19 protein-coding genes are annotated in these 20,486 nt (G+C 47.1%); 15 read left to right on the forward strand and 4 right to left on the reverse strand.

Annotated elements, in window-relative coordinates:
- The first annotated feature begins 100 nt into the window (after positions 1 to 100).
- The 14 genes from OCU35_RS14220 (at position 101) to OCU35_RS14285 (ending at position 14,270) form a co-directional block, all read left to right on the forward strand.
- Positions 101 to 1,201 (forward strand): porin, encoded by a 1,101-nt coding sequence (locus OCU35_RS14220; RefSeq protein WP_261826338.1) that lies wholly within the window; start codon positions 101 to 103, stop codon positions 1,199 to 1,201.
- Positions 1,202 to 1,425: 224 nt separating this feature from the next.
- Positions 1,426 to 2,439, forward strand: coding sequence for a LacI family DNA-binding transcriptional regulator (locus OCU35_RS14225; RefSeq protein WP_102359882.1), 1,014 nt, complete (start codon positions 1,426 to 1,428; stop codon positions 2,437 to 2,439).
- Positions 2,440 to 2,509: 70 nt separating this feature from the next.
- The gene (locus OCU35_RS14230) at positions 2,510 to 3,025 is read left to right on the forward strand and encodes an NUDIX hydrolase (protein WP_065598498.1); all 516 of its coding nucleotides are present in this window, start codon (positions 2,510 to 2,512) and stop codon (positions 3,023 to 3,025) included.
- A gap of 418 nt (positions 3,026 to 3,443) precedes the next feature.
- Entirely contained in the window at positions 3,444 to 4,235 is a 792-nt protein-coding gene (locus OCU35_RS14235; RefSeq protein ID WP_102449104.1) for a transporter substrate-binding domain-containing protein, read from the forward strand.
- A gap of 14 nt (positions 4,236 to 4,249) precedes the next feature.
- Complete coding sequence (locus tag OCU35_RS14240) at positions 4,250 to 4,918, forward strand: amino acid ABC transporter permease (protein ID WP_261826339.1); 669 nt, start codon at positions 4,250 to 4,252, stop codon at positions 4,916 to 4,918.
- Positions 4,919 to 4,930: 12 nt separating this feature from the next.
- Positions 4,931 to 5,581 (forward strand): amino acid ABC transporter permease, encoded by a 651-nt coding sequence (locus OCU35_RS14245; RefSeq protein WP_017029522.1) that lies wholly within the window; start codon positions 4,931 to 4,933, stop codon positions 5,579 to 5,581.
- A complete protein-coding gene (locus OCU35_RS14250; protein WP_017029521.1) occupies positions 5,568 to 6,296 on the forward strand; it encodes an amino acid ABC transporter ATP-binding protein in 729 nt (242 codons plus the stop codon). Before OCU35_RS14245 ends, OCU35_RS14250 begins: the two co-directional genes overlap by 14 nt.
- A 25-nt stretch (positions 6,297 to 6,321) precedes the next feature.
- On the forward strand, positions 6,322 to 7,140 hold the full coding sequence (locus OCU35_RS14255) for a MurR/RpiR family transcriptional regulator (protein WP_261826340.1): 819 nt from the start codon (positions 6,322 to 6,324) through the stop codon (positions 7,138 to 7,140).
- 21 nt (positions 7,141 to 7,161) lie between these two features.
- Entirely contained in the window at positions 7,162 to 8,163 is a 1,002-nt protein-coding gene (locus tag OCU35_RS14260) for a bile acid:sodium symporter family protein (protein WP_102479985.1), read from the forward strand.
- Positions 8,164 to 8,173: 10 nt separating this feature from the next.
- Complete coding sequence (locus tag OCU35_RS14265) at positions 8,174 to 9,367, forward strand: amidase (RefSeq protein WP_261826576.1); 1,194 nt, start codon at positions 8,174 to 8,176, stop codon at positions 9,365 to 9,367.
- A complete protein-coding gene (locus OCU35_RS14270) occupies positions 9,364 to 10,938 on the forward strand; it encodes a gamma-glutamyltransferase family protein (RefSeq protein ID WP_261826341.1) in 1,575 nt (524 codons plus the stop codon). Before OCU35_RS14265 ends, OCU35_RS14270 begins: the two co-directional genes overlap by 4 nt.
- Positions 10,928 to 12,160 (forward strand): pyridoxal-phosphate-dependent aminotransferase family protein, encoded by a 1,233-nt coding sequence (locus OCU35_RS14275; RefSeq protein ID WP_261826342.1) that lies wholly within the window; start codon positions 10,928 to 10,930, stop codon positions 12,158 to 12,160. Before OCU35_RS14270 ends, OCU35_RS14275 begins: the two co-directional genes overlap by 11 nt.
- Positions 12,161 to 12,181: 21 nt before the next feature.
- Complete coding sequence (locus OCU35_RS14280) at positions 12,182 to 13,420, forward strand: allantoate amidohydrolase (protein ID WP_261826343.1); 1,239 nt, start codon at positions 12,182 to 12,184, stop codon at positions 13,418 to 13,420.
- Position 13,421: 1 nt separating this feature from the next.
- Positions 13,422 to 14,270 (forward strand): DUF5718 family protein, encoded by an 849-nt coding sequence (locus OCU35_RS14285; protein WP_261826344.1) that lies wholly within the window; start codon positions 13,422 to 13,424, stop codon positions 14,268 to 14,270.
- 162 nt (positions 14,271 to 14,432) lie between these two features.
- Here OCU35_RS14285 and OCU35_RS14290 read toward each other — a convergent pair whose 3' ends face one another.
- Entirely contained in the window at positions 14,433 to 15,314 is an 882-nt protein-coding gene (locus OCU35_RS14290; RefSeq protein ID WP_261826345.1) for a DMT family transporter, read from the reverse strand.
- 385 nt (positions 15,315 to 15,699) lie between these two features.
- Between OCU35_RS14290 and OCU35_RS14295 the strand changes: the two genes are divergently transcribed.
- Entirely contained in the window at positions 15,700 to 17,307 is a 1,608-nt protein-coding gene (locus OCU35_RS14295; protein ID WP_261826346.1) for a DUF4145 domain-containing protein, read from the forward strand.
- A 264-nt stretch (positions 17,308 to 17,571) separates the two neighbouring features.
- Here the strand turns inward: OCU35_RS14295 and OCU35_RS14300 are convergent, their stop codons facing one another.
- From OCU35_RS14300 to OCU35_RS14310, 3 genes are all read right to left on the reverse strand, one after another.
- On the reverse strand, positions 17,572 to 18,627 hold the full coding sequence (locus tag OCU35_RS14300; RefSeq protein WP_261826347.1) for a permease: 1,056 nt from the start codon (positions 18,625 to 18,627) through the stop codon (positions 17,572 to 17,574).
- Positions 18,628 to 18,759: 132 nt separating this feature from the next.
- Complete coding sequence (locus OCU35_RS14305) at positions 18,760 to 19,053, reverse strand: ArsR/SmtB family transcription factor (RefSeq protein ID WP_017029510.1); 294 nt, start codon at positions 19,051 to 19,053, stop codon at positions 18,760 to 18,762.
- A 163-nt stretch (positions 19,054 to 19,216) separates the two neighbouring features.
- Positions 19,217 to 20,388 (reverse strand): IS3 family transposase gene (locus OCU35_RS14310; RefSeq protein WP_261825663.1). Its coding sequence is split into 2 segments (ribosomal slippage): positions 19,217 to 20,115 and positions 20,115 to 20,388, totalling 1,173 coding nucleotides; the frame shifts between segments, so codons are not numbered across the junction.
- Positions 20,389 to 20,486 lie beyond the last annotated feature (98 nt).

Here is a 20,486-nt window from a genome sequence, read left to right on the forward strand (position 1 = left end):
AAGGTGCCTCTAGTCTGAGGCACCACTTTTCAAAGAATATTTAATTTTTAGGCCGTGTGCATACGGAAGGGCTAGTTGCGCCTGAAATTCGAGTGATTTTATGAAAAAGTCTAGATTAAGCCTTTTGGTTTTAGCTGCAGTAACTTCTACCTCTACTTTTGCAGCCCACACTTGGACAAATGAAGCGGGCGATAGCCTGACAATTGACGGTCGTTTTGACCTTCGTTACCAAGACCGTGGTAACGGCGATGAAGGCGAGTGGAACAGTGGTTCTTCTCGATTCGGCCTTAAAGGTGTGATGCAGCTTGACGATGGCTGGAAGGGTTTTGGCCACGCAGAATGGGGTTACAACTCTGGCGCAAATGGCGACAACATTTACGACCGCCTTTTGTACGCAGGTGTAGAGCACGACAAATACGGTAAGGTTGCTGCAGGTACCAAACAGTGGTCTACCTTCTACGATGTTGCTTGGTACACCGACCTTGGTCGTGTATTTGGTACTCGTGGTTCTGGCGTTTACAACCTATCGGACTGGGGTATCGCCTCGGGTACAGGTCGTGCAGAAAACTCAATCACCTACCGTAACAATGTGGGTGAGAAGTTCCAGTACGGTTTTACTTACCAAACTACGCGTGAAGACGTTGCACTATCAGGTAGCGAAGGCAACCGCGGTACAGCAACACTCAAAAATGGTATTGGTGCGTCTGTAACTTATAAGCCAGTAGATGGCTTGCGTATTGGTGCGGCATATCATCAGAATGAACTCGACAATGTCACTTCTGGTGTTATTGGTGCGCAAGATGGCGACCATATGCGTATCTATCTACTTGGTGCGAACTACACAACGGGTGCCTTTTATGTAGGCGCTACCTTCCATGTGGGCGAAAACTGGGAATCAGTTGAGACATCAACGAGCAGCAACGTCCTGATGGATACGCTAGGCGGTGAAGTGTATGTGTACTACCAATTTGAAAACGGTCTACGTCCAACGCTGAACTACAACTACATGGAAGACCGTGGAGATGAGACAAATGGTTATGAGCGTAATCTTCTTATCCCAGGTCTTGAATATCACTTCGTTGAAAACAAGTTCCTAGTTTGGACTGAATACCAGTTCGATCTTGGCAATGACCAACTTAAAGGTACTGAATTTGTTAATCGTGATGACCAGTGGGCAGCGGGTATTCGTTACTACTTCTAATTGCGTAGCATAGGCAGACTCAGCTATTTGCTAACATAGCGGTAGAGTCTTGCTTGAAAAGATAAAGCCACTCGTTTATCGAATAATTCGATTTAGAACGAGTGGCTTCTTGGTTTGAGTCAGATTCTTATTTGAATGAGCTTCCCATTTCTTAAATTGAAATAATGACATCCGTCCAGTTGTGTTAAAATAATCTCGAATACAGCACTGAAATTACAATGAAAATGTCTACGTCAAAAGCACCAGTAACCTCTAAAGATGTCGCAAAACTAGCCGGCGTTTCTCAATCGACAGTCTCTCGAGTCTTTGTTGAGGGAAGCTCTGTCGCTGAAAAAACAAAACAGAAAGTGTATGAAGCAGCTAAAGCTCTAAACTATCGACCAAATGCATTTGCACGAAGCCTAACGACAAACGAATCAAAACTTATTGGTTTGGTATTTCCAGATGCTGATTACCCTATCCATATGAAGACCTTGCAACAAATCAGTATAGAGTTGCAAAAGCACGGTTATTCGGCAGTGTTGATCCCATGGCAAGTGAGCGATCAAGACGGGCATTCCATTCCGAATATATTTCGCTACCGTGTAGATGGTGTGATTGCTGCCTCTGCAACCTTCAATACTGAACTGTATGAAGAGTGCGAAGAGTTCAATATCCCTGTGGTTCAGTATGCGAGAGTCGTAGAGGGTACTAAGAGTAGTTTTGTAGTGAGTGATAACTATTCGGCTGGCCAAATTGCCGCTCGCTGCTTCTACGAGTCACAAGCGAAAAAGGTGGTATATCTTACTGGTGAAGTCCCCACCATTACTAATAGCGAGCGCAGTGTAGGGTTTTGTGATGAGTTTACGGAACTCTCTGGTAATCGTCCTGAGATTATTGAGGCTAACTATGATTACCTTGGTGCGATCCCTGCGATAAGAGAGATGCTTAACACAGATTCAAAGCCTGATGCCGTATTTTGTGCCACAGATAACCTGGCGATGGCAGCGATGGATATTGCTCGCTTTGAGTTTGGGTTAAACATTCCGCAAGACCTTCAAGTGATTGGTTTCGATGATATCCCACAAGCCAAGTGGCACAGCTATAAACTGACTACCTTTAAGCAGGACTTCAATCGATTAGCAAAAGAGGCAGTGAAAATACTCGTCGATCAAATCAAAGAAGGCGATATGAGCCGCGTTAAGCTAATGGTGCCAGTCACTTTAGTGGAGCGAGACACCACACTTAAGGCAAAATAAGCACGTTTTTTCTATTAGGATTTGATGATAAAGTGAATTTAATCAATGACTTTATCCTAGGTATCCAACAATGCTTTACTGCCCCAAGTGCGGAGTTAAGAGCTTAGCCACGATTAAAAACCAGTTTAACTGCAGCGAGTGCGATTTTACCTTCTTCCAAAATATGGCGGCTGCCGTAATGGCCGCTGTCATCAAACAAAACACTGATTCAGAAACCATGCTACTAGTCGCGACTCGTTCACGTGAGCCGGGTAAAGGGCAATGGGACTTGCCGGGCGGATATGTGGATCCCCATGAAAGTGCAGAAACGGCATTAAATCGTGAGTTAAAAGAAGAGATTGGGGTAGAACCTAAGTCATTTCAGTACCTTACTTCCTTTCCCAATGTTTATCCTTACAAAGAGGTGGTCTACACAACCTGCGATATGGTGTTCATCGTGACCCTTGATGATGAGGCGCAAATTATTGCCGATGATGATGTTGAAAGCCTGAGTTGGATGTCTTTAGACGAGATAGATTTAAACGGGTTTGCGTTTGAGTCGACGAAGCAGGCTGTGTCTGCGCTTAGGGCGCATTTGGCTCAGTAGTTAGTGCTGGTTTTTGAGTGGTGTCTAATCTAAGGCTGTGCTCTCTAAGATTCTGGATAAGCTCATTCGAGCTTTCCAGAATGACGTGTTTTGGTTCTTGTTAGGCTAAGTTTGCCTTCCAACCAGGTTGTCATCCTAGAAGTTGCAGCGCAACTATCTAGGATCTTAGGTGCTACCGAACTCAACAATGCGCACCCCAACACTCCAACTCAAAACCCTCCCATTGCGTCCTTATGGCGCAAGCATTGCACCAAATAAATCATTTACCGTTTCATCTCTAAAAACCTACCTTCACCAAAAAACACCCTCAAGCCCTTATTTACCTAGCCTCAATCGATACTTTCAATTTTTGGCACGTTCGTTGCAATAACTAAATCAGTTGTTCCAATTGTTTCATTTCTTTATAGGGAAATACCATATGAACGTATTTAAGGCTGTAATCAAAACCGTTTTAACTGCCTCTTTACTGCTGAGCGCACAAGTGGCTAGTGCTAACCAATTAGACGCTATTAAAGAGAGTGGTGTGTTGAAGGTGGCAGTGCCGCAAGACTTTCCTCCATTTGGGTCGGTGAATATTAATCTTCAGCCGCAGGGTTACGATATCGATATGGCGCAGTACTTGGCCGATCAGATGGACGTGAAACTTGAGTTAGTACCCGTGACGAGTGCTAACCGTATTCCTTACCTGCAAACGCGTAAGGTTGACCTAGTGATCTCAAGCCTGGGTAAAAATCCAGAGCGTGAGAGAGCGATCGATTTCACGGATGCCTACGCGCCTTTCTTCCTTGGTGTGTTTGGTAGCGATGCTGAAACCGTATCTTCCCCAGAAGAGCTAGCGGGTAAAACGGTAGGCGTAACACGCGGCTCTGTTGAAGACATCGAGCTGAGCAAGCTAGCGCCAAAGGGCACAACGCTAAAACGCTATGAAGATAACAACGCAACACTATCAGCTTACCTATCTGGCCAAGTAAGCCTAATTGCGACGGGTAACCTAGTAGTGACTGAAATTGCCAACCGCAATCCAACTAAAGCGCCTCAAGTTAAGTTCATGCTGAAGGATTCTCCATGCTACATCGGCATTAAGAAAGGTGACACTGAGCTATTGGATGAGATCAATGTGCTTATCAAGCAAGCGAAATCACAGGGTGAGTTAGAGAACATCTCTCAGAAGTGGCTTAAGGCGCCATTCCCAGCTTCACTTGGCGCTTAATTAGGAACCCATTGATGAGCTATCAACTTGATATTGCAGGTCTTGCTCCGTATGTGCCCCAGCTCCTCACCGGAGCTTGGGCCACCATTAAGCTAACGACCATTTCTACGTTAGGTGGCCTGCTACTCGGAACACTGTGCGCGGCAGGGCGCATAAACAAATATCGCTGGCTGCGTTTGCTTAGCGCCAGCTACATAGAAGTGATTCGAAATACGCCATTTATTGTGCAGCTGTTCTTTATCTTCTTTGGCTTGCCAGCCATTGGCATAAAGCTAACGGCATGGGAGGCGGGTTGTATTGCTATGGTGATCAACCTAGGCGCTTACAGCGCTGAGATTCTACGAGCCGGAATTGAGGCTGCACCTAAGGGGCAATGGGAGGCAGGCAGAGTATTGGGTCTGACCAATCGCCAAATCTTTATGCACGTTATCTTGCCACCGGCTTATCAGCGTGTGTATCCGGCGATTACTAGTCAATGCATCATAGTGATGCTCGGCTCAGCGGTTGTCTCGCAGATTTCGGTGGAAGAGCTGACATTTGCAGCTAACTTTGCTCAGTCACGCAGCTTCTTGAGTTTTGAGGCGTACCTAGTGACTGCCTTGATTTACTTGATGTTATCCATGCTTATGCGTCAAGTGTTTGCCATGGTGAAGCACGCAAGCTTCAAAAACCCATCGTTATAGGAGAGCCCAACAATGATGCAATTTTCTGATTGGGATATTTTACGCAACCTTCTGATGGCAGCACGCTGGACCATTTTATTGTCCCTTATCGCATTTGTGGGTGGTGGCATATTAGGCGCCTTGCTGACCTTCTTGCGTAGCACGCGTAATGTGGTTTTTACTCGAATCATTCAGGTGTATGTGGAGATATTCCAAGGAACGCCACTACTGATGCAGCTGTTCCTGACCTTTTTCGGTTTGTCTCTGCTAGGGATAGAAGTCAGCGCTTGGTCTGCGGCCATTTTGTCTTTGACGCTATTTAGTAGTGCATTTTTTCATGACATCTGGCGCGGATGTATCGATGCCTTGCCAAAGGGGCAATGGGAAGCGTGCCGCACGCTCGGCCTGACTTACTTGCAGAGTATGCGGTACATCATCGCACCTCAGGCGATGCGCATGGCCATAGCCCCAACCGTTGGATTCTCAGTTCAAATCGTTAAGGGCACAGCACTGGCATCGATCATTGGTTTTGTGGAATTAACCAAGGCTGGAACCATGCTTAACAATGCGACCTTCCAACCCTTCAAGGTGTTTGCTTTTGTGGCACTGCTTTACTTCGTTATCTGTTTTCCTCTGTCTTTATTAGCTCGCTACTTGGAGAGTAAAAATCATGTCACTCGTTAGTGTTGAAAAAGTCCATAAATACTATGGCGAAAACCACGTATTAAAAGGTGTAGACCTAAAGATCAATGCGGGTGAGGTTATCTCCATCATTGGTCGCAGTGGCTCAGGAAAAAGTACCTTATTACGCTGTATGAATGGTCTCGAGACCTACGAAGAAGGCGTAATTATCGTCGATAGCCAGTCGGTAGAAGACGACGACTACAAACTGAGACTGCTTAGCCGCAGCGTTGGCATGGTATTTCAAAGCTTTAACCTTTTTCCGCATAAGACGGTTGGTGAGAACGTCATGCTTGCACCAAAGCTTGTGTTAAAGAAAAGCCCGCAAGAGTGCCGTGAGATAGCCAAAGAGCTACTAGAAAAGGTAGGGCTTGCTGACAAGTTTGATGCTTACCCTGGCAACCTGTCTGGTGGTCAGCAGCAGCGTGTAGCGATTGCTCGCTCGCTGGCGATGAACCCAAAAGTCCTGCTTTGTGATGAGATCACATCGGCGCTGGATCCTGAGCTTGTCGGAGAAGTGCTCAAGGTGTTAGAACAGCTAAAAGCGGAAGGAATGACCCTTATTTTGGTGACCCATGAAATGAATTTTGCTCGCGATGTGGGTGACAAAGTGGTGTTTATGAACGAAGGTAAAGTTTGGGAAACAGGAGAAAGCAGCCAAGTGTTTGCCAATCCTCAAACTCCTGAACTACAAGGCTTTTTGTCTGCAGTTCGCTAAATCACTTTCTTTGTAGGAGCGTTTCATGAGTCCCATTAGTAATCCGTTAAGTGAACGAATAACTAGGCACTACTCAGAGCTGACTAAGAATAATCGTCGCTTAGCCGATTATCTACAGCTCAACCCTGAAAAGATCTTGATGCTGTCGACCAATGAGATTGCTGAAGCGTGCGAGGTGTCCAAGGCCAGTGTCAGCCGGTTTATTCGCAAATTGGGTTATGAAGACCATGTAGCGCTGCGCAATGAATTACTGAGTGAGCGTGATAAAGGCACTCCAGTTATTACTGCGCCAGTAGAAGAGAAAGAACTGCAACAAGAGCTTGTCTCCCTTGAGCAGCTGTGGGCACAGCTTGGTGAAATGGACTTAACCGACCTTACCGAAAAGCTGTCGTCGGCTAAGCGCATAAAGATCATTGGTTATCGCAATAGCTACCCATTGGCACTGCACTTTAGACAGCAGTTGATGCAGTGCCGTGGCAATGTTGAATTGTTGCCAACGCCAGGGCAAACCATCGGAGAGGATATTGCTTCTATCACTGATGAGGATTTTGTCATTGTTATCGGCATTCGTAGACGCGTTAACCACTTTTCCAAGATCTTAGATTTGCTGGCAGAGCATGACACCTTGCTTATCACCGACCAGTCGGGGCAAAAGTACATTCCTAGCGTTTCTCACTACTTGATTTGCCATATGAACAATCAAAATCCGTTAGATAGCTATGCCGCGCCAATGAGCCTTATCTCCTACCTAGTGAACAAGGTATATCGCCACTTAGGGCCGGAAGCGGTCAAGGTCAGCGGTAAGGTCAGCGCTCATTACTCGCAGCTCGATGAACTTGAATAAATTAGAGAAGTAATCCCAATAATGAACATAGTAAGCAAGCTAAAAAAAGAATGGTTTCTAGTGGGCATGGTACTCGCCATTGCGCTGGCGACCATAACCCCCGATCTTGGTAAGACGGGTGGAGCGATTCATCTCGATAAACTGACGGGCATTGGTGTTGCCATCGTATTCTTTCTACATGGTCTGGGTCTTGCGCCAAGTGCTATCAAAGCGGGCTTGAGTAACTGGCGTCTGCACCTGTTTATTCAATCCGCGACCTTTATCTTTTACCCTTTGTTATGGGTGATCTTTGGTGACCTGTTTTTAGCCTATATGCCTGCGGCCCTCGCGTTTGGCTTCTGCTATCTATTCGTATTGCCAAGCACGGTTTCCTCGTCTGTTGCCATGACCAGCGTGGGCAAAGGAAATGTACCTGGCGCTATCTTCAACGCGTCTCTGTCCAGCATTATTGGCGTCCTGATCACTCCATTTCTCATTCAGTTGTTTATGGGCTTTGAAGGTGCACAGCTGAACCTAATGGACTCAGTGATATCCATTGCCAAACTGTTGCTTCTGCCAATGCTAGTGGGTCAACTTGCTCGTCCCTTGCTGCTCGCTTTTGCTGAAAAACACAAAGCTGTGGTCAACAAAGTGGACAAATACGTCATCTTGCTGATTGTCTACAACGCGTTCTGTGACTCGGTAGCAAATGGCATCTGGCACACCTTCTCTATTGCAATGCTGGCAACCACTATTGCTGTTTGTGTTGCAGTACTAATGGTGATGATCCATTTCTTCCAGTGGGGCGCGCGTAAGAGTGCGTTTAGTCATGAAGATGAAGTGGCCGCCGTATTTTGCGGTACCAAGAAAACCCTAGCCGCAGGCGTTCCTATGGCGGCGGTTATCTTTGGTTCTGATCCGTCTTTAGGCATGATTTTACTGCCTATCATGCTTTATCACCCAATTCAGATCTTCTACTGCGCAGTAATGGCGAATCGCTATGCCAAGAGTGCAGAACAAGACCTTGCCGTCGCGGCTAAGTAATGGAGGCATGATGAGTACTCACCAGCGCGATATCAGCCTTTATTGCCAGCAAGGCCCTTTTCAAATAGCACCATCACATCAAGGTGCGCTCGATGGCCACAGCTTTGTATTTAAAGATCTATTTGATGTGGATGGCTTTACCACAGGTGCGGGTAATCCCACCTGGCTTGCAACACATCCAAAGGCAGAAAGCACGTCACCCATTATCGAAGCTTTGCTTGAGCAGGGAGCGAGCTGTGTTGGCCGAGTGCAAACCGATGAGCTGGCCTATAGCCTCAATGGCACCAATGTTCACTACGGCACGCCAGTGAATCCGCTTGCACCTGAGTGCATCCCGGGCGGATCTTCAAGTGGTAGTGCGGTGGCCGTCGCCCTTGGAAATGCTGACTTTGCCATCGGTACTGATACGGGCGGCTCGGTACGCGTGCCTGCTAGTTATTGCGGCCTATACGGACTTAGACCAACCCTTGGCGCGCTCTCTCTTAAGCACTGCTTTGAACTATCCAAGAGCTTTGATACCGCCGGACTGTTTACTCGCGATCTTACGCTGATGAAGACTGTCTTCGAGGCATTAAATCAAGAGCAGCAGCAAGCAAACCAGATCGATACTCTATGCCTTGATCAAGACCTGGTTAAGTTTCTAAGTAAAGAGCGCCTGCAAATGCTGACTAAATGGTGTGAAAGTGCCGGCATCAGCATTAAACCGGTGCGCTTCTTGGCAGATATTGGTTTAGACCTTGCCTCTCTTAGTTTGATGTTTAGAACGATTCAGGGCTTTGAGATCATTCAAACCCGTGAGCAGTGGCTTAGCCAACATGGCGATAGCCTAGACCCAAGGATCTTAGAGCGAGTGCAATGGGCTCGTACGATCACCGAAGATGATTATCTGTCAGCGAAGAGTGAGCAGGCGAACTTTACTCAGTCTTTAGTTAACTGTATCCGAATGTCCAAGGCGGTTTGGTTAATACCCACCACGCCGACGGGACCTCCTAAGTTGAATATCGCCGACGCAGCCCTTGCTCAATATCGCACAGAGCTGATGGGATTGACCTCTATTGCTGGTCTTGGAGGTCTTCCTCAGCTGCACCTTCCTATGTCAGGGCTACCCGAGGGCCCAACAGGCATTTCTTTGATGGGATTAGCTAACAGCGAGTCAACGCTCATTGCAACGGCACAGCGAATGCTTGAAGGAGAAGTATCATGAGTTTTCAAACCGCCTTCACAGCGCCACATGCGAAAGCCGCTGAGGTAGGGCAGTCGATACTGGATGCGGGTGGCACTGCCAGTGAGGCAATGGTGGCGGCTGCCGCTATGGTCGCAGTGCAATATCCCCATATGAACAGCATTGGTGGCGACGGGTTTTGGCTTATTTGTAAAAAGGGCGAAGCGCCGATCGCTATCGATGCTTGCGGTGCGGCTAGCCTGTCGGTTGACCCAGAGGCATACCGAATAGAGCCCTTACTACCAGAAAGTGGCGGGGCATCAGCGATTACTATGGCAGGCACTGTGTCTGGGTGGGATAAGGCATTGCAAATCAATGGCGGAGAGTTTGCACTAGAGCGCCTACTTACGCCTGCTATCAATGCTGCCAACAATGGTATTAGCGTCACCCAGAGTTTAGTGAATGCCAGTGAGAAAACCTTGCAGCGCTTGGGCAGTGCTGCAGAGTTTGCCAAGCTGTACCTAAACAATGGCGAGCCTTTAAAGGTCGCCGATACAGTGAAGAACCCTGCGCTAGCAAGCACTCTAAAGACGCTAGCAAAAAACGGGCTTGATGATTTTTATCGAGGCGACATTGCACGCAGTATCGCCTCTGATCTGCAAAAGTCAGGAAGCCCCTTATCTATAGAAGATTTGCATCAGCATCAGGCCAGGGTATTACCACCACTTAGCGTGGAGATTTCAAAGGGCAAGCTGTTTAACTTTGGCGCGCCAACCCAAGGGGTTGCCTCACTGCTCATTCTGGCCATCTACGACAAGCTCGTTGGTCAGGCACAGCAGGAGATTGACCATATGCATCTGCTGGTTGAGGCAACCAAGCAGGCATTCATCATTCGTGACCGCGTTGTGACTGATGAAGCCTATCTGCAGCAGCCTCTGCAATCTTGGCTTACCGATGAAGTGATTGAGGAATGTGTATCGAACATTTCTGCAACGCAAGCACAGCCTTGGCCTCACGTTGCCAAACCGGGCGACACCATTTGGATGGGGGCGACGGATCAATACGGCACTATGGTGAGCTTTATCCAAAGTATTTACTGGGAATTTGGCTCAGGTGTGGTGCTGCCAGAGACGGGGATCCTGTGGAATATACGTAGCCAAAGCTTTTCTCTTGAACCTTCACACCACAATGCCTTGCAGCCTGGAAGGAAACCATTTCACACCCTTAACCCTGCTTATGTCGAGCTCAATGATGGCAGGCGCATGGTGTATGGAACCATGGGCGGCGAAGGCCAACCACAGACTCAAGCTTGCCTGTTCAGTCGCTATCTTTATCAGGGTAAAACCCTCGCTCAATCGGTGGCAGAGCCACGATGGTTACTGGGCAGAACTTGGGGAGACTCCGCTAATAACCTCAGGCTAGAACAAGCACTTTATCAAGAGTACGCAGCGGACTTAACCCTTATGGGACACGATGTCACCGCTGTCGCTGATCACAATGAATTAATGGGCCACGCCGGCGCCGTTGTATTGAATCCACAAGGGGACGCGTCTGCAACCAGCGATCCTCGTAGTGATGGAACCTATTTTCTTGGAGAAACACATGACCAATAACACCGTTTTTGAACCCCTAAACCCACCACAACGCATGCTGATGGGACCTGGTCCAATCAACGCTTATCCTAGGGTTCATCAGGCGCTCTCTTCTTCTTTGATTGGCCAATACGATCCAGTCATGACGGGTTATATGAACCAAGTTCAGCAGTTGTTTCGCGGTGTATTTCAAACTCAAAATCAGCAGACCATGCTGGTGGACGGTACTGCACGCTCGGGCATTGAGGCAGTATTGGTGTCGGTATTGCAGCCGGGCGATAAAGTGCTTATTCCTGTGATTGGTCGTTTTGGTCACTTATTGTGTGAGATTGCGCAGCGTGTTGGGGCGAAGGTGAAAACTATTGATATCGAATGGGGCGAGGTGTGCCCGCCAGAGCTTATCGAAAAAGCCATTAAAGAGTTTCAGCCAAAGCTACTAGCGACAGTGCAGGGCGACACGTCCACCACGATGAATCAGCCGCTAAAAGAGATGGGTGAGATATGTCAACGCCACGATGTGCTGTTCTACTGTGACGCTACCGCTTCTGTTGCAGGGAACGATCTTAAAGCCGATGAATGGCACCTTGATGCCGCATCCGTTGGCTTACAGAAATGTTTGGGAGGGCCGTCTGGCAGTGCGCCAATCACCCTAAGCGATCGCTGTGCTGAGGTCATCAATCGACGCAAACACATTGAGGCCGGCATCCGTGCTGACCACCATGTTGCGGGTGATGAAGCCATGATCCAATCCAACTACTTTGATCTTGCTATGGTCATGGATTATTGGGGACCAGAGCGTCTAAACCACCATACCGAAGCGACCAGTATGCTGTATGCCGCTCGCGAATGTGCTCGCTTGTTTTTAGAAGAAGGCGCAGACCAAGTGGTTGCTCGCCATAAACAAGCAGGCGATGCCATGGCATCGGGCTTGCGCGCTATGGGGTTAGAGCTGTTTGGTAACCCGCAATTTAAGATGAATAACGTGGTAGGTGTTTACATCCCGCAAGGCGTTGATGGTGAAAAGGTGCGCCTTGAATTATTGCACCGCTTTGGTATTGAGATTGGCACTTCATTTGGGCCGCTGCATGGCAAGATCTGGCGCATCGGCACTATGGGCTTCAACGCTCGCCAAGAGTGTGTATTGACCACTCTAGCGGCGCTCGAATCTATCTTGGTCAAACACAAAGCTAAGATCATCCCAGGCCAAGCGGTAGTTGCAGCCATGGATTATTACAGCCATTAATGCTGACAAGGAATGTGAACAATGACGCAAGGTAGCGGCGACGAAATATTAAAAAGAGCCGATGAAATGGCCCAATTTAGTGCCATGGAGAAGGGGCTAACTCGAGCCTATCTCACTAAAGAGCATAAGCAAGCACATCAGCAATTATCCCACTGGATGGCCCTGGCAGGGCTAGAGGTTTGGCAAGACAGCGTTGGAAATCAATGGGGAAGAAAGGCTTCTTCCAACCCGACCCAACCGACCCTTATCATAGGTTCTCACAGTGATACTGTGGTGAATGCAGGAAAATACGATGGCAATCTTGGTATCTTGCTTGGGTTAGAGGCGCTAAAGCAGCTTGAAGGTATCGACCTGCCGTTTCATGTGGATCTAGTGGCCTTTGCCGATGAAGAGGGAGTGCGTTTTAATACCACTCTTATAGGCTCAAGTGCGACAGCTGGCTGTTTTCAGCCTGCATGGCTGGACATCAAGGACAGTGACAATATCGCTATGGGCGAGGCCATGCTGAGTTTTGGCTTACCCCCTGAATTGGCAGGTAAAGACGCTCGATTGCCACAGGAGGTGAAGGCATACCTTGAGGTGCATATTGAGCAAGGCCCGGTACTGGAAGATCTTAACTTGCCGGTTGGGGTGGTGACGGGGATTGCTGGCGCTAAGCGCTATCAATTTTCAGTTAAGGGCATGGCGGGCCATGCTGGTACCGTGCCACATGCTTTGCGTATGGACGCGTTATGTGGTGTTGCTGAGATGATAACGACCATAGAAACCTATGGCTTAGAGCACAATGTGGTTGCCACTGTAGGCAAGTGCAATGTGAAGCCTGGTGCTGTGAATGTGATCCCTGGTGATGTGGTTTTCTCTTTGGATGTTCGTAGTCCGGTACAAGGCGATCTTGAAGTGGCGTGCAATGAACTGCACTCTCAACTGGAAGAGATCGCGCAGCGCCGCGAACTGCAACTGACCTCCGAGCTTACTTATCAAGCCGAAGCAGTACCTTGCAATGCCGAACTGCAGCAGCAGTGGGGCAAGGTTGTCGAAAAACAAACAGGCACCAAGGCGTGCTTTTTACCAAGCGGAGCAGGTCATGATGCCATGGTGATGGCGAATATCACTGATATCGGAATGCTATTTGTGCGCTGCGAGAAAGGCATTAGCCACAACCCACGAGAGCAGGTGAATGCGCAAGATGTCTCCGTTGCGCTCAACTGCTTGGTGGATATGGTGCAGCTATTGGCGAACCCAAACTCTGCAGAGGCTTAATATGAAAACTCATCAACGCCTTGCAGGATTTGGCATTGCTGGCAATAGTGCGGGTCACCTTGACCAAACCGGAGAGATCGCCGCACTTGATGTCAGCGATCAATCGGATAAACCACGCGCCTTGTTTCCGTTCTATGTTCCTGATGCAAGCGACGATTATCTGACAGTGGATCCTTATTCATCGGACACCTTACAACTGCCTGATGACGAGGATGCCATAGTGCAGATGGAACCTGAGCTAGCGATTCGCTTTTCTGTGCAAAAGCCGCTCAACGGGCACGTTATACAGCTAATCCCTCGCGCTATGACAGTCGCCAATGATGCAACCCACCGCAATTGCAAAGCCAGTAAACTCGCCCAGAAAAAGAACTGGGGACAAGCATCAAAAGGACTCGCCAATGTGGAAGTGGCACTTGAGCAGTTTGATAGTGGCTTAGGGCATTTTCGGCTGTGTGGTTTTCACTACCGCAATGGCACCTGGCAATTGACAGGCAAAGACACGGCCTTGACCGATTACACCGTCTTTTATGATGAGCTAACACAGTGGATCAACAAGCAAGCAGCAACACAAAGCGATGAAGGTGCTTTGCATAATATCCAAGGTTTGCTTAAAGCGTCTGATGACTCGAGCGATGTTTACATTATGGTAGGCGCTGTTCGTTATACTGAGTACGGCGAAACCCATAGATTGCAGGCTGGGGATAAAACAGCTGTTATTTTGTACGACTCAAGGAAACATAGCGCATGCGAAATACAAAATGAACTAGAGCAATGTTGGGAATGTGCGGGTGAGGGGGTGGTTAGTTTGGTTCAGGTGGTTAGGGGGGGACTGACAGCTTTCAGTTTTTAGCTGTCAGCGATCAGATTTAACGAAAAGTGCGAAAGGCCCCGTCATTCCCGAGTGCTTTTCTGGGCCAACACACTGGTCGGGAATCTGCTTGTACGAAATACTACGATCAGGTCCCCGATAAAATACCTCGGGGACGACGGTTATGCGTCTACTAAATCCCACCTACTGCCACATCACCAACCCAGCCGCCACGGCAACCAGTAGTAGCGCAAAAATATCTTTTCTCGGAATACTTTCCTTCAAATAGAAGAAAGAAACCAACATGGTGAAAAAGATCTCTACCTGCCCCAATGTCTTCACATAAGGCACAGCTTGCAGTGACATGGCGCTAAACCAGCCGAAAGAGCCGACAAAGCTGGCGATACTGGTCATGACCACGAGCTTTGGCTTAGTGATCATTTGCTTAAGAGTGTCTCTATCCCTTATTAGCAGATAGCCCACAAGCATGATGGTTTGCAGCAAGATAACAATAAACAACACCCATGCCGCGCGATGAGGAAATGGTAAAGATAAGCTGAGACTGGCCTCTCGTATCCAAAGGGAGGTGAGGGCAAAGGCGCTGCTACAAGCCAAACCTAGGGCAGCAGTATTGATAGATATGCTTCGAAAGCCTTGCGGACAACTGAGGATCAATACGGCAACGCCTCCCACTAATACCCCTATCCAGCCAAGGAATGTCAAGCTTGTACCAAAGAAGAGTACCCCCAGAAAGGCGGATACAGGCGCCTCAGACTTCGCCAAGCCGGCACCAATAGCGAAATTCTTTTGCTTAAATAGCACCACCATAAGTGCAGTGGCGACTATCTGCATAATCGAAGCGCCAATCAAGAAAAACCAAGAGTGACCAGTAAAGGTGGGTAAATCGGTGGGTTGCCATTGATAAAGTGCGACAAGGTAAATGAGTGCCAGTGGGCTTGCCCACAGGAAGCGTGCCAGCGTAACTCCAGTCACATTGAGTGTTTTGCTCAACTGACTCTGAAAGGCGTTGCGCCATGCCTGACTAAAAGCCGCTAAAAAAGTGAAGAGAATCCAGCTCACAATCATCCTTGGTGAATAAAATTAACAACTTACTATCCTACATGGACGATGAGTTATGACAACTTTAAATCCTGGACCTGAATCGGGATTTGAGTGTGCACAAAACAGAGTATTGAGCCTGCTAAGATACTGGATAAATACTTCGTGTTTTCCAGTATGACGCGGGAGTGGAGCTTACAATTAACTATCGCTTAGTGTTAATTTCTGGAAGTTGGAAGTTGGAAGTTGGAAGTCGAAAGCCGAAAAACGGCTGTCATCCTGAACTCGATTCAGGATCTTAGGGAAAACCCAACTTCGATATGTCTAAAAAACACACACGCTTCAGTATGAGACACTATCTGTCGCCTACCTGGTTATTATTAACGCAAATAATCAATATAAGGCTTAAACCATGTCACACAATCAAGTGTCCCACACACAACACACTTCATTATTCACTACCCAGTCAGTTGATAACTATGCTTTCTTGCAAAGCGAGCTCAATGAGCTGTATATCCAAGCAATACAGGCAGAAAAGTATGCCACATCAGACACGCAATCCAGTTTGGCTAAGATGCGCTTGTTTGTTGAGCTTGCGTGCCATGAACTAGGGCGTTTCTATGGCCTCAAGCCACCAGTATCTGGGGATTTAATTAATAAGATTAAGCAGCTTGAGGCCTCAGGTAAGATTGATGCTTGGATGATTGAAAGCATGAACACACTGCGTCATCTGGGTAACCAGTCAGTGCATATCAGTGAAAGCCACGGACACTTTGTCGCGCAAATCACCTTGTCCCATTCACGAATGCGCGAGCTGATGCAAGAAATGCATGACATTGCTAAGTATGTGGCGGGTAAGCTATTGAACATTAGCCAAAATCAGATGCCTGAATGGCAAGAGAACCACTCACTAGAACTGGCAGATTCCGTTGCTCTTGCGTTAAGTGGTAGTAACCAATCAAGCTATGGCATCGCAAAGTATTTCTTAGATAAGCTTTCTTCTAAAGAGTTTGGTAACAAGCAACAGCGCGCCAATTGGCAGCTTGATCTGGAGTATTGGTCAGACAAAGCGATTCTTCAGGGATGCACGGATACATGGTTGCTACTGGCCAATGCTTATGCAGAAAAGCATCTGGTGGACAAAACCTCGCAAGAGATCAAAGAGCTCTACAAAAAAGCGCTTCAATTCGATAAAGATAGCGAGGCTCTGCTTGGATTTGGACTCTATCTTACCCGCATAGGGGAGTCGAAGTTAGGGCTCGATTATCTAGCGGAATCTGCCATGAAGGGCAATCATGAAGCACTTTCATTCATGCTGTCAGTGACCTACAAGCTTGATAACAATGCGTATTTAGAGTTTGTTCAGCAGGGTCTAAAGGTTCAGCACAAGGCTTCGCTAACGCTAGAGTTATTTGAGAAAATAAAGCGCTACGAGGCAAACCCACAAGATGAAGTCGCGCTGCGATCATTACGTTCAGGCTTAATAGAAGCGGAAGCAAAGAAAGCACCAGCTGTGAACTTTTTCAAAGGCTACGCGGCGTTTATCTCAGACAACAAAGCGGTGTGCAAAGACTTGTCTTCGCAAGAGCGCGCCGATCTGATGGTAGCGTCTTACGAAGATTTACCAATCGCATTGGAAGTGGAAGCTCTATTGGTTGATGTGATCGCTCAAGCTGAGGGGCATCAAGCGTTCTTAACCAAGATCTTTGACCGAGCAGTAGCCCAAACGGATGATTCGCAAAAAGTTGCACACATCAAATCAGTGGTTGCTTTGCGCTCTATCGACTTGTTTAAAGAAATGCGCTCAGTGAAAACACCAATGCCACTTCGCCAGATGCTACAAGAGGCAGCTAATGAGGGCGATGCAGAGGCACGAACTTACATGAATTCTACCGAAGGAAGGGCCCTACTTAAAAAAGGTGGATTTGGTGTTGAGGGTAATGTGGGCCGTAAGGCTGGCGTTAAAAAGGCTAAAGATAGAAAGAAGAACAAGGCGGCGAAGAAGGCACGTCGTAAGTAGTTTGGGTCGCGCTTTATAAGCGACGTCATCCTGGAAGTTGCATCGCAACTATCCGGTGTGCCGGCTCAGCAGGATCTTAGGGAGTACCTATCTGATTGTGTGCACGCTAAGATCCTGACTTTCGTCAGGATGACGCGGTAGTTCAGTTCACGATTTATAAACAACGACATCCTGGAAGTTGCAGCGCAACTATCCGGTGTGCCGGCCCAGCAGGATCTGTTGAGGGTGCCTATCTGAGTATGTGCACCCTAACGTTATTACTACTTAAAACAAGTAGCTATACAAAACACCTGCACCCATTGCCATACCTAGGATTACCGTCAAGAATGCCGCAATCATTTGGTTCTTGAAGATAGACTTAAGCAAGATAACTTCAGTCAAGCTTGCACCTGCTGAGCCGATGATCAAAGCCATTACAGAGCCTAGCGCCATGCCTTTTTTAACCAGTGCTGCACTAAGAGGAATTACCGCTTCAGCTCGGATGTATAGTGGGATACCGATAACCGCAGCTACTGGAATCGCGTACCATACGTTCTCACCTGCATATTTAGCGATTAGATCCGTTGGAATAAAACCGTAGATAAATGAGCCGATAAAGATACCTAACATCAAGTATGGCAATACTTGTTTAAAGTCTTTCCAAGTTGAGTGCCAGATGCGTACCCAGCGGCTTGGTTCTACTTTTTCTACTGCTAGCGTACCGTCACAGTTAGTTTTCACTTCAACTTGTGCTTCAGAAGAATCACAACAGCTGGTTACTGGTTTTGGCTCGCCGCAGCTTGTAGCTGGCTTCGAATCACCACAGCTTGACGCTTTTGGGGTGTCATCACAGCTAGTACCGCAAGAACTTGCTACCGCATCATTTTGATATGCTTCTTCGCGAACGTATCTCTCAAAGCCAAGCTTTTCAAGTACATAGCCCGATACTACAGACACTGTCATAGCAATTGCAAAATAGAATAGCGCTACTTGCCAGCCAAATGTCACTACGAACAACCCAATGATCACAGGGTTAAGTAGAGGACTTGCAAACAAGAACACCATCATAGGGCCAAATCCAGCTTTAGCGCGCAACAGACCTTTCAAAAACGGGATGGTTGAACATGAGCAGAAAGGGGTGATTGAGCCTAATAGCGCGGCAACAAAATACCCTTTGCCGTTCTTCGAGCTCAGGATCGATTGGATGTTTTCAGGAGTAATAAACTCTTGCAGCACACCAACCAAGTAGCTGATGGCAAGGAATAGTACAGTTAATTCTGCAGCTAAGAATAAAAACATGTGACCGGCTTCTTGCGCCATAGTCATGATTTCGTTGTTCATAATGGTAAACTCTGTATTTCGAATATGTTGGAATTATAGAAATATAACGGAATGAGTCAATCTTTTATTTCGATAAAATTAGAAATATAAGGGTGGGATCTGCTAACTCATTGAAAATATGAAGATTGAATTTTAATCACATTCGTCGATGCAGCACTCGTTTTGTAGGAAATCGATAACATCGTTGAGATTTTCGTAGAGCGCCAAGCAGTAAAGGGTACGCCCTTCACGGCGCTGAGTGATGAGGTTGGCAGAAGAAAGGCTGGAAATATGATGTGACAATGTAGAACCAGGAATGTCTAATTCTTGCTGAATGTCACCGACAGGGATCCCTTTATGACCCGCACGCACTACCTGTTTGTAGATGGAAAGGCGAGTAGGATGACCAAGTTCTTTAAGGGCTTTTGCGACGTGTTCTAATTGCATGGGGATCTCCAGTTGATATTTCCATGTTAGTGGAAATTTGGCTGGCAGTAAAGAGCGGTGCAGGGTATTAGGTACTTGGTGCTTTGGTGCTTTGGTGCTAGGTGCTAGGTGCTAGGTGCTAGGTCCTAGGTTGATATGACCCCGTAAAAGTAGACACGGGGTTTTATTTTACTAGTTCGAAATCATTGGGACTAACTCTACCGAGTGTCCCATGTTTTCTTACTGAATTATAATAATTAACGATATAAAGTCGACTTTGAGTGATCATTTGCTGGCGAGATATCTCTCCAAGGTTACTCATCCACTCTTTTTTGTACTGTGCAAAGAAGCTCTCTGCACACGCATTATCCCAGCAATTTCCTTTCCTAGACATACTCACGGTAATGTTCCGTTTGTGATGCCAAAGCAATGTATTCTCAGCCGTATATTGGGTTCCTTGATCTGAATGAAATAGTAATTTGTCACCGTCCGGCTTTCTGAGCTTCCATGCTCGATTTAATGTCTTTATGACTAAGTCAGCATTGTTTATTTTGCTCGTTCCCCAACCAACAACTTTTCTTGAGTACAAATCAAGAATTACACACAAGTATTGCCAACCATCCCGGCACCTAACCTGAGTAATATCGGATACCCAAACACGATTAGGGTCGGCGACTTTAAACTCTCGATTCAGCAGATTAAAAGCGTTAATGGTATTTGATTTACTCACTGCGCGACCAAAGCTGCGTTTACAAGCCCGAGAACGATAGCCCATAGCTTGTAGTAAGCGCTGGACCCTCGCTTTGCTGCACACAAAGCTGTTTTCAATCGCAAGTTTCCAAAGCTTCCGATAACCAGGAATACAGTGCTGCTCGTCGCTGGTAGCCTTGAGAAAATCAGATAATGAACGATTCTCTACAGACCGTTCACTAAGTTCACTGTTCAACCACTTATAATACCCTGAACGAGAGACTTCAAAGAGATGGCAAAGCCACTTAATCGGTCGCTTGGCGCTATGGTTCTTAGCTATAAACTCAAACTTTATTCTTTTCGGCTGTCGAAGTAGGCCTTCGCCTTTTTTAGCATGTCATTCTCCATTTCAGCCCTTTCAAGCTGCTTTTTAAGACGAGCGACTTCTCGCTCTAGCTCAGCTAAAGAATGCTCTGGACCTTCGTTCTTAATCGGGTTTGAAGTTTGCTTAGATGATGTCAATTTGCGCCTCCATTTACTCAAAAGCCTAGGATGAATACCTAATGACTTGGCGACTGAGTTTACTGTATCTGGAGACACTAGTGATTTTTGAACTGCGTTTCTTTTAAACTCGTTTGAAAATACTCGTTTTTGTTTTACTTGCATGACACCTAATCCTTAAATTAGGTGTCTACTTTATTGAGGTCGTATCAGGTCCTATGGCCTTAGGATTAGGGAGTAGCGCTGAACGTCGTCCCTGAGTT

This window comes from Vibrio breoganii (assembly GCF_024346795.1).
Taxonomy (GTDB): Bacteria; Pseudomonadota; Gammaproteobacteria; order Enterobacterales; family Vibrionaceae; genus Vibrio; species Vibrio breoganii.

Bases quoted from the DNA above. Each gene is read 5' to 3' on its own strand.
- OCU35_RS14220 (WP_261826338.1), top strand. From the start codon at position 101: ATGAAAAAGTCTAGATTAAGCCTTTTGGTTTTAGCTGCAGTAACTTCT.
- OCU35_RS14225 (WP_102359882.1), top strand. From the start codon at position 1,426: ATGTCTACGTCAAAAGCACCAGTAACCTCTAAAGATGTCGCAAAACTA.
- OCU35_RS14230 (WP_065598498.1), top strand. From the start codon at position 2,510: ATGCTTTACTGCCCCAAGTGCGGAGTTAAGAGCTTAGCCACGATTAAA.
- OCU35_RS14235 (WP_102449104.1), top strand. From the start codon at position 3,444: ATGAACGTATTTAAGGCTGTAATCAAAACCGTTTTAACTGCCTCTTTA.
- OCU35_RS14240 (WP_261826339.1), top strand. From the start codon at position 4,250: ATGAGCTATCAACTTGATATTGCAGGTCTTGCTCCGTATGTGCCCCAG.
- OCU35_RS14245 (WP_017029522.1), top strand. From the start codon at position 4,931: ATGATGCAATTTTCTGATTGGGATATTTTACGCAACCTTCTGATGGCA.
- OCU35_RS14250 (WP_017029521.1), top strand. From the start codon at position 5,568: ATGTCACTCGTTAGTGTTGAAAAAGTCCATAAATACTATGGCGAAAAC.
- OCU35_RS14255 (WP_261826340.1), top strand. From the start codon at position 6,322: ATGAGTCCCATTAGTAATCCGTTAAGTGAACGAATAACTAGGCACTAC.
- OCU35_RS14260 (WP_102479985.1), top strand. From the start codon at position 7,162: ATGAACATAGTAAGCAAGCTAAAAAAAGAATGGTTTCTAGTGGGCATG.
- OCU35_RS14265 (WP_261826576.1), top strand. From the start codon at position 8,174: ATGAGTACTCACCAGCGCGATATCAGCCTTTATTGCCAGCAAGGCCCT.
- OCU35_RS14270 (WP_261826341.1), top strand. From the start codon at position 9,364: ATGAGTTTTCAAACCGCCTTCACAGCGCCACATGCGAAAGCCGCTGAG.
- OCU35_RS14275 (WP_261826342.1), top strand. From the start codon at position 10,928: ATGACCAATAACACCGTTTTTGAACCCCTAAACCCACCACAACGCATG.
- OCU35_RS14280 (WP_261826343.1), top strand. From the start codon at position 12,182: ATGACGCAAGGTAGCGGCGACGAAATATTAAAAAGAGCCGATGAAATG.
- OCU35_RS14285 (WP_261826344.1), top strand. From the start codon at position 13,422: ATGAAAACTCATCAACGCCTTGCAGGATTTGGCATTGCTGGCAATAGT.
- OCU35_RS14290 (WP_261826345.1), bottom strand. From the start codon at position 15,314: ATGATTGTGAGCTGGATTCTCTTCACTTTTTTAGCGGCTTTTAGTCAG.
- OCU35_RS14295 (WP_261826346.1), top strand. From the start codon at position 15,700: ATGTCACACAATCAAGTGTCCCACACACAACACACTTCATTATTCACT.
- OCU35_RS14300 (WP_261826347.1), bottom strand. From the start codon at position 18,627: ATGAACAACGAAATCATGACTATGGCGCAAGAAGCCGGTCACATGTTT.
- OCU35_RS14305 (WP_017029510.1), bottom strand. From the start codon at position 19,053: ATGCAATTAGAACACGTCGCAAAAGCCCTTAAAGAACTTGGTCATCCT.